The sequence below is a fragment of the Rufibacter radiotolerans genome (assembly GCF_001078055.1).
GTDB classification, from domain to species: domain Bacteria; phylum Bacteroidota; class Bacteroidia; order Cytophagales; family Hymenobacteraceae; genus Nibribacter; species Nibribacter radiotolerans.
The window spans coordinates 4,479,806-4,493,018 of sequence record NZ_CP010777.1; the positions used below are offsets into that span (position 1 = coordinate 4,479,806).

The 13,213-nt window shown below is 51.8% G+C and carries 13 protein-coding genes; 5 read left to right on the forward strand and 8 right to left on the reverse strand.

The window, feature by feature from the left end; all coding sequences use genetic code 11:
* Nucleotides 1–450 precede the first annotated feature (450 nt).
* A complete protein-coding gene (locus tag TH63_RS18230) occupies nt 451–1,698 on the forward strand; it encodes an exo-beta-N-acetylmuramidase NamZ family protein (protein ID WP_048922209.1) in 1,248 nt (415 codons plus the stop codon).
* Between the two features lie 86 nt (nt 1,699–1,784).
* Here the strand turns inward: TH63_RS18230 and TH63_RS18235 are convergent, their stop codons facing one another.
* The 6 genes from TH63_RS18235 to TH63_RS18260 all read right to left on the reverse strand — a co-directional run bounded on the left by TH63_RS18235 (nt 1,785) and on the right by TH63_RS18260 (nt 7,181).
* Nucleotides 1,785–2,543, reverse strand: a complete 759-nt coding sequence (locus tag TH63_RS18235) for a DoxX family membrane protein (protein WP_048922210.1) — start codon at nt 2,541–2,543, stop codon at nt 1,785–1,787.
* A gap of 220 nt (nt 2,544–2,763) precedes the next feature.
* The gene (ygiD, locus tag TH63_RS18240; RefSeq protein WP_048922211.1) at nt 2,764–3,594 is read right to left on the reverse strand and encodes a 4,5-DOPA-extradiol-dioxygenase; all 831 of its coding nucleotides are present in this window, start codon (nt 3,592–3,594) and stop codon (nt 2,764–2,766) included.
* Nucleotides 3,595–4,008: 414 nt separating this feature from the next.
* A complete protein-coding gene (locus TH63_RS18245) occupies nt 4,009–4,599 on the reverse strand; it encodes a Crp/Fnr family transcriptional regulator (protein WP_048922212.1) in 591 nt (196 codons plus the stop codon).
* A 35-nt stretch (nt 4,600–4,634) separates the two neighbouring features.
* A complete protein-coding gene (locus TH63_RS18250) occupies nt 4,635–5,063 on the reverse strand; it encodes an SRPBCC domain-containing protein (RefSeq protein ID WP_048922213.1) in 429 nt (142 codons plus the stop codon).
* Between the two features lie 60 nt (nt 5,064–5,123).
* The gene (locus TH63_RS18255; protein ID WP_048922214.1) at nt 5,124–6,068 is read right to left on the reverse strand and encodes an NAD(P)H-dependent flavin oxidoreductase; all 945 of its coding nucleotides are present in this window, start codon (nt 6,066–6,068) and stop codon (nt 5,124–5,126) included.
* A gap of 114 nt (nt 6,069–6,182) precedes the next feature.
* A complete protein-coding gene (locus TH63_RS18260; protein ID WP_048922215.1) occupies nt 6,183–7,181 on the reverse strand; it encodes a sugar phosphate nucleotidyltransferase in 999 nt (332 codons plus the stop codon).
* A 321-nt stretch (nt 7,182–7,502) separates the two neighbouring features.
* On the opposite strand from TH63_RS18260, the gene TH63_RS18265 reads away from it, so the two are divergent.
* From TH63_RS18265 to TH63_RS18280, 4 genes are all read left to right on the forward strand, one after another.
* Complete coding sequence (locus TH63_RS18265; RefSeq protein WP_048922216.1) at nt 7,503–8,081, forward strand: LemA family protein; 579 nt, start codon at nt 7,503–7,505, stop codon at nt 8,079–8,081.
* A gap of 168 nt (nt 8,082–8,249) precedes the next feature.
* Nucleotides 8,250–8,714, forward strand: coding sequence for a TPM domain-containing protein (locus tag TH63_RS18270; RefSeq protein ID WP_048922217.1), 465 nt, complete (start codon nt 8,250–8,252; stop codon nt 8,712–8,714).
* Entirely contained in the window at nt 8,711–9,496 is a 786-nt protein-coding gene (locus TH63_RS18275; RefSeq protein ID WP_048922218.1) for a TPM domain-containing protein, read from the forward strand. Before TH63_RS18270 ends, TH63_RS18275 begins: the two co-directional genes overlap by 4 nt.
* 887 nt (nt 9,497–10,383) lie before the next feature.
* On the forward strand, nt 10,384–11,016 hold the full coding sequence (locus tag TH63_RS18280) for a hypothetical protein (protein ID WP_156180712.1): 633 nt from the start codon (nt 10,384–10,386) through the stop codon (nt 11,014–11,016).
* A 76-nt stretch (nt 11,017–11,092) separates the two neighbouring features.
* On the opposite strand, the gene fbaA is transcribed toward TH63_RS18280, so the two are convergent.
* Together fbaA and TH63_RS18290 are read right to left on the reverse strand one after the other, a co-directional pair.
* Nucleotides 11,093–12,160 (reverse strand): class II fructose-bisphosphate aldolase, encoded by a 1,068-nt coding sequence (gene fbaA / locus TH63_RS18285; RefSeq protein ID WP_048922220.1) that lies wholly within the window; start codon nt 12,158–12,160, stop codon nt 11,093–11,095.
* Nucleotides 12,161–12,212: 52 nt separating this feature from the next.
* Complete coding sequence (locus tag TH63_RS18290; protein WP_048922221.1) at nt 12,213–12,494, reverse strand: 2TM domain-containing protein; 282 nt, start codon at nt 12,492–12,494, stop codon at nt 12,213–12,215.
* Nucleotides 12,495–13,213 lie beyond the last annotated feature (719 nt).

The following is a 13,213-nucleotide window of genomic DNA, read 5'->3' on the forward strand; positions in this document are numbered from 1 at the left end:
CCAAGTTTTAAGAAAAAGAGGCCGGAAATGTTCCAGCCTCTTTTTTCGTTTTTAGCGTTCTGGGTTTTACTTCTCAAATTTTTATAAGTCTCTTTATAAGTCTCTTTTGTCTTCCTCTATTTCTCTTACTCTCTGGGCCTTCTTATCTGATCTCAAAGTCTCATTTCACGTCTTTCTCCTTCTCTTTGTCATCCTGAAAGGATTTTGGTGGCGAACGGTAATGACGCTTGGGCAAACGCCTTTCTAGTTCGGCCACAAGGTCTTTTGAGGATGACAAGAGGAAATGGTAATGCTTATTCTGTAAACCATCTATCGTCTTATGATGAAGGTATATAACAGGCGAGTCTACTTTTTAATATTTATTAAATACCTTCTTTAGCTGCCAAGATCTCTTTACATTAGCTGCTACCCACAGAAAAATCTGAACACTAAACCTATCAGTTCCTCCCCATGCCTAACTCATTTTTATCTCTTCTGTCTATAGGGCTGCTCACGGTGGCACTGGGCATTGGGTCCTGTACCAAAACCACATCCATCAGTTCTGTTAACAAAGCTGCCACCTCTGGCAAAAGCCTGATCACGGGCGCAGACCAAACGGAGAAATACGTGCCTTACCTAAAAGGCAAAAAGGTAGCCATGGTGGTGAACCAGACCTCTATCATCGGTAATAAACTAAGCGTGGACAGCCTGCAGAAGCTGGGTGTGCAGATCGTGAAAATCTTCGGGCCAGAGCATGGTTTTAGGGGTAATGCCAGCAACGGAACGCATGTGGGTGATGAGGTAGACGCCCAAACGGGTATTCCCATTATCTCGTTGTACGGCAAAAAGAGAAAGCCCAGCAAAGAGGACCTGGCGGGGGTAGACGTGCTCATCTATGACATTCAGGACGTGGGCGTTCGGTTCTATACCAACATCAATACGCTGCGCGATGTCATGGAAGCCGCCGCCGAGCACAACGTGGAGCTAATGGTGCTGGACCGGCCTAACCCGCATGCCTACATGATAGACGGGCCCATCCTGGACATGAAGTACAAGTCGGGTATCGGGCAGTTCCCAATTCCTATTGCGCATGGGTTGACGGTGGGAGAGTTTGCGCAGATGGTGAACGGCGAGGGCTGGATGGAGAAGGGCCTGAAGCTGAACAAACTCAACATCATCAAAATCGCCAATTACCACCATGACCTGCCCTACGTGTTGCCAGTGAACCCTTCGCCCAACCTCAATACCGCGCAGTCTATTATGCTCTACCCCAGCACCTGCCTGTTTGAGGGCACCATCCTGAACCTCGGCCGGGGCACCTACATGCCCTTTACCGTGCTGGGCGCGCCAGCCCTGCAAGGCAAGTATACGTTCTCCTTCACGCCCGTGGGAATCAAAGGCATGAGCGAAACCCCGTTGCACATGAATGAGGTCTGCTACGGCCTGGACCTGCGCGGGTATGACGTGGAACAGCTGCGCCGGAAGCGACAAATTAACCTGGGCTGGATGATAGAACTCTACAACGCCTATCCGCAGAAAGAGAAGTTTTTTGACTCTTCCTACAGCAGGCAGATGGGCGTGATTGAACGGCTGGCCGGCGTAGCCGATTTCCGGAAGCAGATTCAGGAAGGCTGGTCTGAAGAGAAAATCAGGCAAACCTGGCAACCGGGCTTAGCAGCCTACAAAGAAATGCGGAAGAAATATCTGCTGTACAAATAGAAGCGCCCTTCCCGTTTTAAGCCTGTTTTTGCCAAAAGAGGCCGGAAATGCTCCGGCTTCTTTTGTTTGATGATAGTAGGGGCAGGTCAGGCCAAAGAGGTGATATTTTCAGGAACCCGACGGCTTCTAAGCCAAAGATTGACCAGCAGCAGAATAAAGATAATCCCGCTGATAGCCGCCACCAACATATGCGTGTAGGGGAGTTTCATGCCCAGCGTGAGCAGGCACATATTGCCCGTAGCCAACCCGACGATGATTTTCTCTAAAGTGCTGAGCAGCGGTAACCTAAGGAGGTTTACAGCCGCCAGTATGAACGTGAGCAGCCCGAACACAAACGCCAGGGTGCCGGAAAAAGGTGCCACGGCCAGGGTAGCCACCGCGGCCACCAGAACAACCCATGGCCAGCGTCCCGTCCGGAAAGCTTCCAGCGGTGAAGGCGTAGTTTCCGGCGCCGGTGCCGGCGAAAACAGGAACCAGAACCGCTTATACTCATAGGCCAATAGCAGCAGGTTCAGGAATAGAAAGACCGCGTTCACGTATGGCGTTCCGGCCCAATTCATAGAGACGGTGACCGCCAGAATGGAGATGTTCATGGGCACCAGCATGATGGCCCCCAAAGTGCTGAACCGCTGCGAGAACAGCAAAGCCCCGCAAATAACCTGGCTCCCGGCCACCACCTGCGCAAACAGGCCTAACCCATATTTGGCCAGGCTCTCCTCCAGCCACGGCGGACCAATCAACTGCCCGAATTGACCGTGCGTGAGTTTGCAGACCCCCGCTGAGAAAAAGATATATCCCAGAAACAGCCGGATAAGCAGCACCAAAAAGTCTTTGTTCTGAAGCATAAAATAAGAGTGCTTAGTGATAGAAAATTAGTAGAAGGAACCTCTCATATATTACAGCAAGTCAGGCTTTTCCCACTAGAAATCTTATACGCTCACCAGCACCCGGCAGGCCAGTTTACCAAACGCCTGCTCAAAGAAGATGCGTTTCTGACTCGTTTCAAAAAAAGAGGCCGGAAACAATCCGGCCTCTTTCCAGGGTTTTTAAGCGTTGGGTAAAGAATCAGGCTCCTATTTTCACGGAGGTCATGGTGAGGGAGCCACCCACCATTTTGTCATTGAAGAACGTGGCGTCTTCGTTTTTGCCCTGCAGCCCCAGCGTATACATAAGCGGAAGGTAGTGCTCAACCGTGGGGATGGCCAGCAGGGCTTCCTTGCCCAGGGTCTGGTAGTTGATGAGCGGCTGGTGGTCACGCGCCAGGATCAGTTCCTTGAACTTCTCATTGATGGTCTGGGTCCAGTCAAAGCCGCCGCCGTTGATCATGCCCCAGTCCATCATGCGCAGGTTGTGCACCATGTTGCCGCTGCCCACTATCAAGACGCCTTTCTTACGGAGCGCGGTGAGTTCCTTGGCCAGGTCATAGTGGTACTGGGGGCCTTTGGTGTAGTCAATGCTGAGCTGTAAAACGGGTACTTCAGCATCTGGATACATGTGCCGGATGATGGTCCAGGTGCCGTGGTCCAGGCCCCAGTCATGGTCCAGTTCTACGTGCGCAGATTTGACCAGCTCTGCGGTCTCCTTGGCCAGCGCGGCATGCCCCGGCGCGGCGTACTGCACGGCAAACAGCTCTTTGGGGAAGCCCCCGAAGTCATGGATGGTCTTGGGGAAGTCCATGGCCGTGATCTTGGTGCCTTTGGTAAACCAGTGCGCCGATACCACCAGCACCGCTTTGGGAGCGGGTATCTCCTTCGCCATCTTGCCCCAGTGCTGGCTGAACTCGTTGTCTTCAATGCCGTTCATAGGCGACCCGTGGCCAATAAAGAGCACGGGCATGGTATATTCCTGGGGGGTAAGTTCCCCGGTAAATTTTCTGAAAGCGCTTAATGTCGTCATCGTAATGGCTCCTCCGGCTGCTAGTTTTAAAAAGCTTCTTCTTTCCACGGTACATCAAATAAACGGGTGAAGAAAAGTCTGTGAAAAGGCTGGCGGGACTGTTTTTAAAACACAGCCTGCCTTGCCTCAGGTTCACTACACAAAGGTCGGGAAGGGCTGCACCGAAAAGAATAAGGTAGTTTAAGAAATGAGCGCTGCTTCTTTGATATTACACTGCCGCAAGTTTATCGCTAGCGTAACTTGTGGCTTGGCATGGAGTAAGTTTATAAACTTACCTACTCTGCACCTTCTATCTATTTCAAGGACCTTTCTTTCCGGCAGAAGAAGGGAAGTTGAAAACTCCCCACTATAAGAAACCACAAGTTACGCTAGCGCTAAACTTGCGGCAGGGAAACGTCATTATTTTTTACCAGTTTACGAAAAGTCCTGCCGGTAGAGGTCCAGGCCCTCAGATTTGATGGAGCTGAAGAACTCGGGCGTGATGCCCAGGTAGGAGGCAATGTGGTACTGGGCAATGCGCTGGCTGAGCGTGGGGAACTTGAGCAGGAAATCGCGGTAGTTCTGGGCGGCCGTCTGGGTCATGCCCGTGAGCATGCGCTTCTTAAACGCGAAGTAGCCGTTTTGGAGCAGTTTTCTGAAAAACAGGTTAAAAACAGGATACTGCTTAGTGAGCCGGTCAAAGGCATTGTAGTTAATGGCCACATATTGCGTGGGCTCCAGCGCCTGGATAGACAGCAGGGCGGGTTTGTTGAACGCCACGTCACTGATCCAGTAGCCTTCTATGGCAAACTCCAGGTTCACTTCCTTGCCGGACTGGTCTATGATGAAGGACCGCAGGCACCCGCTCTGCACAAAATACAAGGCATGGTTCTGATCGCCGGTGCGCAGGAGAAACTCCTTTTTCCTGGCCTCTTGGGGTTCACAGATCGCCAAAAAAGCCGCCTCTTCCTCTGGCGTGAGGGAGACATGCTGATGAAGGGCGGCTATAATGGTGGCGTGGGTCAAAAGATATGGAGAGGCTTTTCTGTTGACAGGAGCAGTTATTTTACGGATTCGGCGTGCTTTTTAAAGTTGTCCAAGATGGCTTGCCAACCGGCTCTTTGCAGGTCAACGGAATTCTGGTCTTCCACCTCAAATGTCTCTGTTACCTGGGTCTGGCCGTCTTGACCGTCAAACGTGATGGTCACCTGACGGTCATCGTCTAGCTGGCCCACAATTTTCTTATAGGGAATTACCTGCTCATAGGTGCCGGAATAGTCAAAGCCCATGCTGCCGTCTTTGGCTTCCATGCGCCAGACAAACCGTCCGCCGGGTTGCAGGTCATTGGTGGCGTTGGGGCATTGCCACGTGTCTGCGGCAAAGTTCCACTGCGTGATGTGTTCTGGGGTGGTCCAGCGTTCCCATACTTTCTCTACGGGCTGTTGAACGGTGGTCTCAACGGTTACGGTTGTCTTGGCTTCGTTTTCCATAGCATATAGTGTTAGTTAATTAGGTCTGTTGGAAGCAGGGTGATTTTGTGATAGAAGGCGCTACCAATCCGCGCAAAGCCTTGCCTTGGCGGCCAGAAACTCCTGCCACATCTCCTGCACAATCTCGCCGGCGGGCTTTATGTCATGCACCAGAGCGGCGGCCTGGCCAATCTCCAGTTCGCCTTCTTCCAGGTCACCCTCGTACATGCCCCGCTTGGCCCGGCGGGAACCCAGCAGTTCTACTAATTCAAGAGTAGAGGCACCGCGAAGTTCGGCGGCTTTTACGTCCTGGTAGAATTTGTTCTTGAGCAGGCGCACGGGCGTGAGTTGCTTCAGGGAAAGCTCGGTGTCGCCTTCCTGGGTATGGATCACGCGGTCTTTGAAGCTGGGGTGTGCGCTGGATTCCACGCTGGCTACAAAACGGCTGCCTACCTGCACGCCCTCGGCTCCTAAGGCCAGTGCCCCGAAGATACCCCTGCCATTTGCAATCCCGCCGGCGGCAATCAAAGGCAAGCTCACCGCCTCCCGTATCATGGGGATCAAACAGAAGGTAGTGGTTTCCTCGCGGCCATTGTGCCCGCCAGCCTCAAAGCCTTCGGCTACAATGGCATCTACGCCGGCCTCTTCACATTTGCGCGCGAACTTCACGTTGCTCACCACATGTATCACCTTGGCGCCGTTGTCCTGAAGCTTTTTGGTCCAGGTTTTGGGGTTGCCGGCAGAGGTCACTATCACGGGCACCTTCTCCTCCATGATGATCTTGAAATGCTCCTCCAGGTCTGGGTACAGCAGCGGCACGTTCACGCCAAACGGTTTATCTGTGGCTGCCTTGCATTTCTGGATGTGCTCCCGCAGCGTATCTGGGTACATAGAGCCGGCGCCAATAAGGCCCAGCCCGCCGGCGTTGCTCACCGCCGCCGCCAGTTTCCAGCCACTGCACCAGATCATGCCGGCTTGTATAATAGGGTATTGTATGTTGAAGAGTTGGGTAATTCTGTTTTGCATGGTATCAAGTATCAGGTAGCAAGTATCAAGATGAACTTCCTGAATTACCTACCTGATGTTTAAAGGTAAATTATAAAAGTCTTGCTTCGTGATACGCACTACCTGCTACGCTTCTCAGTTGCTAAAATCAATCTCGGTGCTGTCGCCAATGTTCAGGCGCTGGCTCAGGCCTTTGAGCGAGGAATCTGAGCCAACCAGCGAGTCTTCCAGCACAGCGTAGCCCAGTTCGGCGTAGCCGCCGATGATGGAGTTGCGCACAATGGTGTAGTTCAAAATAGCGCTCTCACCAATAGCCACGTTGGGCCCCACAATGGAGTTGGAGATCTGCACGCCTTTGCCAATGCTCACCGGCGGAATAATGATGGTGTTGGGAAACTCGGGGTAATCGGCGCGTTTGAACTCAGGGCGGTTGAGCAGGGTGGCGTTGGCCTGGAGCAGGGTTTCCTTGCGGCCGCAGTCAAACCAGTGGTCTACCGTGAGGGGCACCATTTGCTCGCCGGTCTCAATCATGTGCATGAGGGCGTCGGTGAGGTGGTGCTCGTTCTGGGTACGTATATCATGGTCAATGATGTATTCCAGGGCCTCGGCCAGCTTAGCGGGGTGCGCAATTTTGTAGAGCCCTACCAGCGCGAAGTTGGATTTAGGGATCTTGGGCTTCTCCACCACCTTGGTGATAAACCCAAAGCGGTCTATGTCGGCAATCCCGAACATAGAGGGCGTCTTCACCATTTTCACGCCCAGCATGGTGTGCTCAGACTGCATGAGTTGCTGCATGTCTACGTCTACAATGGTGTCGCCTAACTGAATGAGCACACTGTCTTCGTTCCGGAAGGTTTCCCGGGCGGCCCACAGGGCATGGCCCAGGCCTTCACGGGGCTGCTGCACCACAAACTCGGCCTGTATGTTGGGGTACTTGCGCTGCACGTAATGCATGATCTTTTCGCCCAGGTAACCCACCACAAACACAAACTGGGTAATGCCCGTGGTTTGCAGGCGTTCAATAATATGGCCCAGAATGGCTTTTCCGGCCACCGGAACCAGCGCTTTGGGTTGGGTGTGGGTATGCGGACGTAAACGGGCGCCCATGCCAGCCACCGGAATTACTGCTTTCATACAAACAAAAGGAAGGCTTTTACTCCCCAAGCTACGCAATTCTGCCGGTTTTCCTGCACAGGAGGCAGTGAGGTTTTGGAGAGCAAAGCAGGCCCTTGGTGAAATAACAATAGCCTTTCTTGAATATTTGAGCAGAACCTTGCTACCTTTAGCAAGGTGCAATCCCTTTTAAAAGGGAGCCCGCAGAAGTCTGTTTTAGGGCTGTTTTAACGAAATTCAACCAAAACCGTACATTCTAGGCGCCCACTCCGTATAGAGGATGCTTCTATGCCTGAAGTACGCATGTAACTAATACCTATACCGCATAACAAACCCACCACTATGAAAAAATTATTGCTTTACTTCTTCGGTCTGGTAGTCCTTCTCTCACAGACCTCCTGCGGGTACAATGACATGGTAACCAAAGACGAACAGGTGTCCAGTTCCTGGGCCCAGGTGCAGAACGCGTACCAACGCCGCGCCGACCTGATCCCTAACTTGGTGAACACCGTGAAAGGCGCCGCCAACTTTGAGAAGTCAACCCTGGAGGCGGTCATCAACGCCCGCGCCAAGGCCACCAGCATCCAACTGAACGCCGACCAATTGACGCCCGAGAACATGGCTAAGTTCCAGGAAGCCCAGAGCCAACTGAGCGGCTCGCTCTCCAGACTGATGGCTACCGCCGAGGCGTACCCAGACCTGAAGGCTAACCAGAACTTTCTGGAACTGCAGGCGCAGCTAGAGGGCACGGAGAACCGCATTACGGTAGAGCGCCAGAAATTCAACGGCTCGGTGCAGGACTACAACTCCTACATCAGGGCGTTCCCGCGCAACTTCTTCGCCGGCTGGTTCGGGTTTGAGAAGAAAGGCTACTTTGAGGCCGATGCCGGGGCCCAGAAAGCGCCTACGGTTACTTTCTAAAGTAGCACAAAGCAACCCGTATCAGGTAGCAAGACTTTAAAAGTATTGCCTTTGCCGGTACGTGCAACGCCTCAACCTCTTCTGTCGTTTTGGGCCTGTTTTCATGAAAACAGGCCCAAAACGCATTTCTTTCCTTGACTCAGGACTCCAGACTCAGAATTCCTTTTTATGGCGCGTGAAAACATCACCGAAGCAGATGAGGCCATTATTGTAAAGGCCATTCAGGACGCTGAAAACAACACCTCTGGCGAGATACGGGTGCACATTGAAGACACCTGTGATGGCGAGGTCCTAGACCGGGCCGCCCAGGTCTTTGCCTATCTGCACATGCACCAGACCAAACTCCGCAACGGCGTGCTGTTCTATGTGGCCATGAAAAGCCATAAGTTTGCCGTGCTGGGAGATGCCGGCATTAATGCCGTAGTACCCAAGAATTTCTGGGAAGACATTACCCAACAGGTGATCGCAGATTTCAAGCAGGGCAAATACGCCCACGGCCTGAGCATAGGCATTAACAAAGCTGGTGAGCAGCTCAAGCATTTCTTCCCTTACGCCGGAGAGCACAAAGACATCAATGAGTTGTCTGATGATATTTCCTTCGGTAGTACCCTAGACGAGACCCCAACTAAATGAGAAAACATATCTGGCTTCTGGGCATGCTGTGGTGCTGGGCACTTACCGGGCTGGCGCAGGATTTCCCGCCCCGGCCTACGCCCCCGCGCCTGGTCAATGACCTGGCCAATATCCTTTCCCCGGAGGAAGAGGCGGCCCTGGAGCAAAAACTGGTCAACTACAGTGACAGTACCTCTACCCAGATTGCCGTTGTCAACATTACCTCTATTGGTCCCTATGACATCTCTGACTACGCGTTTCAGTTAGCTGAGCAGTGGGGCATTGGCCAGAAGGGCAAGAACAACGGTATCTTAATCCTTACCGCGGTGCAGGAGCGCAAAGTATTCATTGCCACCGGCTACGGCATGGAAGGCGTGGTGCCAGACGCTATTGCCAAACGCATTACAGAATACACCATCAAACCCGAGTACCAGCAGGGCAATTACTACGCCGGCCTTGACAAAGGCACCAGCTTTATCATAGACGTGGCCAGCGGCGAATACAAAGCCGATCCCAAAGAGCGGCAGGGTGAGGATGAAGGCGGAATCCCCTTCCTTTGGATCATCATTGGTGTCTTAATTATCATCTTTATCATGAGCCGTAGAGGCGGTGGCAAAGGTGGCCGGGGCGGCGGCATGCGTACCCTGGGCGGACCTTTCTTCCCACCCGTTATCTTCGGTGACTTCTCTGGCGGACGCGGCGTGTTTGGCGGCGGCGGTGGTGGCTTTGGAGGAGGGGGTGGCGGTTTCGGCGGCTTCGGGGGCGGAAGCTTCGGAGGCGGCGGGGCAGGCTCTAGTTGGTAGCTTTTCGTCTTCGCCAAGGAAGGATTTGATTTTATAGAATGTGTTTTGGGCTTGTTTTCTTGAAAACAGGTTTAAAATGATGGAAGATAGCCTTTGCTGGTTTTTAACTGGTGAGGGCTTTTTCTTTTTAAGCAATTCGCCGTCTTCGCCGTTGTTGGTGTTCTCACCAACGACTAAGACTGCTTCTCCTTCTGCCATTGCGCTTTTACTCTCTAATCCCCTCCTGTCAAGCCTCCAGACTATAGTTGCACCCGGCCCGCGTCTGTCTCTTTTCTCCTTGATAAGAAAAGTAATCAAAAGAATCAAGAACCCCCGAACTCGCTGCCGCTCAGACAGGCGGGGCATCAAAAAGGTACCACCGGGCAACCGTCCTCTGCTGCGTAGGGAGCTTACGCCGTTGCCAATTGTTCCGCTACTGCTTGCCCTGCCCATGGTTCGGGCTACGCGGCAGCGGCCCTCCGCCAGGTCCAGGGCAGGTAAGCCTACTGCTGCTGGTCCGCTGCAATGCCTGCATCGCCCGGCGGGTGGAAGATTTCCCAGTTAGAACTGCCTTGGCTCAAAAGACCTCATAGCTTGCGCAGCTCCTGCGAGCGTCTGTGCCAATGGCTTTCCTGCAGTAGGGTGACGCCACGTTAATGTAGGGACAGGGCTTGACCTGTCCGTGGTTCCAGCTGCTAGGGGCTTGTTTCTTTTAATATCCCTGAGAACCGGTTTTGAGGCTGTGCCTCACGGAAGTTGAAAGCTTCCGCCCATGGTAGGTCCAAGTTGAGAAACTTGAACCAGGGTGGGAAATAGGTGGAAGAGAGAGTTAGATTGTTCTTCTCTTTATTTTACTTTCAAGTGTGGAATGAGCAATGATTTGACATCTTCAAACAAAAGAAAGATATATGCGAATACTTTCCCTTTTAACGGTGATGTCTTTATTGATTTTTAGCTCTTGTGGTAATGAAAAAACCGTTGATACTAAATTGCCATTGCCACCAGAGATAGAACTTCATTCTATCATCAGGACTATAATCCAGGAGGATAGTTTGCCGGTTCTTATTGGTAAGTCAGGACAATATTCTTTGAGTGCTGTGGTAAACAGCTTTAGGATTTTACTAGATACTTCTAATCATCCTGTTGTCTTACCCGGGGAAGGTATACGGTGGAAAGATTTGCTTTCAGTCAAAGCTGATTCTTTAGGCACTAGTAAGTTATTTGCACCAGAGGATTCTGCATACCTTATGTTATTAAATAGCACTTGGTTGAAAAAGCGTAATACCATTAAAAATTTAAGAGCAGACGGAATAAAAGTAGAGGCTTTGTTGAATCTGGAAGAAAAGTTAAATGAATCTCCAGGAAAAGCAACCGCGTTTTATATCTTCTCCAACCCTGTGGTTTCTAAAGACTTTTCTAGAGCCTACATAGAATTGGCCTTTGCTTGTGACCGCTTATGTGGTTATGGTCATTCCTATAGTTTAAAAAAGGTGGATGGGAGATGGCGTATTGTTAATGAAGAGATAACCTATTTTGAATAAAACAGAGAAGCCGCTCCAAATGGGGCGGCTTCTCTGTTTTTATGGACATGTGCTGGTTATAAATAGCACATTAAACCTATGCGTTTCGGTTCAGGCAGTTGAGGTCTTCAAAGGCCTCTTTAAGGCGGGCAATGAAGGTCTCTTCGCCTTTGCGTAACCACACGCGGGGGTCATAGTATTTCTTGTTCGGGCTGTCTTCGCCGTCGGGGTTGCCGATCTGGGCTTGCAGGTAGCCTTTTTTGTCTTCGTAGTAGTTCTTGATGCCGTCCCAGAATGCCCACTGCATGTCAGTGTCAATGTTCATTTTGATGGCGCCGTACTCAATGGCTTCCTTGATCTTCTCTTTCTCAGAGCCAGAGCCGCCGTGGAATACAAAGTGTACCGGGTTCTCAGAGGTGCCGTATTTCTGCTGGATGAAATCCTGGGAGTTTTTCAGGATCTCGGGGCGAAGCTCGACGTTGCCGGGCTTGTACACGCCGTGCACGTTTCCGAAGGCGGCCGCTACAGTGAAGCGATGGCTGATCTTCTTCAGTTCCTCATAGGCATGGGCTACGTGCTCTGGCTGGGTGTAGAGGTGCGCGCTGTCAACGTCTGAGTTGTCTACGCCGTCTTCCTCTCCACCAGTCACGCCCAGTTCAATTTCAATGGTCATGCCCAGTTTGTTCATGCGGTCCAGATATGAGGCGCAGGTAGAGATGTTCTCTTCCAGTTCCTCTTCAGAAAGATCCAGCATATGGGAGCTGAACAGGGGCTTGCCGTGTTGGGCATGGAATTTTTCGCCGGCATCTAGTAAGCCGTCAATCCAAGGCAACAGTTTGCGGGCGGCATGGTCTGTGTGCAACACCACCGGTACGCCATAGGCCTCGGCCATTAAGTGTACATGGTGCGCGCCAGAGATAGCCCCAGCAATAGCAGCGGCCTGGCCGTCATTGTTAAGGCCTTTGCCCGCATAGAATTGCGCGCCGCCCTGGGAGAATTGAATGATAACCGGCGAGTTTACCGCCTTAGCTGTTTCTAGAACCGCGTTGATGGAGTTAGTGCCAATCACGTTTACGGCTGGCAGTGCGAAGTTGTGTTTGTTGGCGTAATCAAATAAGTCCTGCACCTCATCTCCGTACAGAACACCAGGTCTAAATTTTGGCATCGGTTTACTAGTTATGTCTGTGAGCAAACTTAACTAATTTATCTGGAAGGTTCTACACCTTCTTCTTGCGTGCCAGCTTCTCATACTCCCGTTCAGTGGCATCATCCTGGAAGCCATAATAGGCGTCATAGAAATTGAAGGCCAGGCCTGTTCCCCAGCCAAAGGTCACCCAGGCGGGCCAGGGCAAGCCATCTACCGTAAAGCTATCTCCGTTGGAGAAATGCCAGACGGCCCACATAACCAGGTTAACCATTAGGTACGTGAACAGGTGTCTGCGAAAAGCTACCCGCTTTTTCGCCATTTTCCAGAGGAGCTTGTCTTTCTCAATTTCCATAGGTGAAATGTTTTAGATCCTACATGAAGATACAAGATGCACTTGCAAAGTGCTAATAATTAGTAGTTAAGTTAAAACGAAGGATATGGAGAAGTGTTCGGTTCAAGGATAGAATTACACTGTAATGCCTACATTCTATGGCAGAAAGGCGGAAAAATTTATTCTGTTGTGCAAGAGTGGTTTCCTTTGATGGGAGCGAGGAAGTGGACATCAGCTTTGGTTCTTGGGCTCTAGGGACACCAGCAGCAGCGCAGGTATTGCGTTGGTTGTGGGGCTAATGCCGTTTCTTCAAAGACCTCGTAGCGTTCACAGCTCCTGCGAGCGTCTGTGCCGATGGCTCATGCGGATATGGTCTTTTATGTAGACACCCCCCTTCGCCCCCCTCAAGGGGGAGTTTGCGTTGAAGAGGCGTTGCAGTGTTTTGGGCCTGTTTTTCAAAAAATGGGCTTAAAACACATTCCTCACACGCGCCATGCTGTCCGGGGATTTGCAATCCGCCGGGAACCAAGGACAAAATCGCAACCGTCGGGGATTGCAAATCCCCCCTTTCGGAACTTCCGGATTGCAAATCCGGAAGAGCTAAACTTTCATTCCCCCGTTTCCAGTCTTTACCTCGAGCGCCTCGCTTGTGGCCCTGTGATAGCTTTACTAAGAGCGATAAACAAGTCTAGGCCGCAAGGGCAGTGCGAGGGGGAAAGACGGGGCCCCGCGGCCGTGAG

Bases quoted from the DNA above. Each gene is read 5' to 3' on its own strand.
- TH63_RS18230 (WP_048922209.1), top strand. From the start codon at position 451: ATGCCTAACTCATTTTTATCTCTTCTGTCTATAGGGCTGCTCACGGTG.
- TH63_RS18235 (WP_048922210.1), bottom strand. From the start codon at position 2,543: ATGCTTCAGAACAAAGACTTTTTGGTGCTGCTTATCCGGCTGTTTCTG.
- ygiD (WP_048922211.1), bottom strand. From the start codon at position 3,594: ATGACGACATTAAGCGCTTTCAGAAAATTTACCGGGGAACTTACCCCC.
- TH63_RS18250 (WP_048922213.1), bottom strand. From the start codon at position 5,063: ATGGAAAACGAAGCCAAGACAACCGTAACCGTTGAGACCACCGTTCAA.
- TH63_RS18255 (WP_048922214.1), bottom strand. From the start codon at position 6,068: ATGCAAAACAGAATTACCCAACTCTTCAACATACAATACCCTATTATA.
- TH63_RS18260 (WP_048922215.1), bottom strand. From the start codon at position 7,181: ATGAAAGCAGTAATTCCGGTGGCTGGCATGGGCGCCCGTTTACGTCCG.
- TH63_RS18265 (WP_048922216.1), top strand. From the start codon at position 7,503: ATGAAAAAATTATTGCTTTACTTCTTCGGTCTGGTAGTCCTTCTCTCA.
- TH63_RS18270 (WP_048922217.1), top strand. From the start codon at position 8,250: ATGGCGCGTGAAAACATCACCGAAGCAGATGAGGCCATTATTGTAAAG.
- TH63_RS18275 (WP_048922218.1), top strand. From the start codon at position 8,711: ATGAGAAAACATATCTGGCTTCTGGGCATGCTGTGGTGCTGGGCACTT.
- TH63_RS18280 (WP_156180712.1), top strand. From the start codon at position 10,384: ATGCGAATACTTTCCCTTTTAACGGTGATGTCTTTATTGATTTTTAGC.
- fbaA (WP_048922220.1), bottom strand. From the start codon at position 12,160: ATGCCAAAATTTAGACCTGGTGTTCTGTACGGAGATGAGGTGCAGGAC.
- TH63_RS18290 (WP_048922221.1), bottom strand. From the start codon at position 12,494: ATGGAAATTGAGAAAGACAAGCTCCTCTGGAAAATGGCGAAAAAGCGG.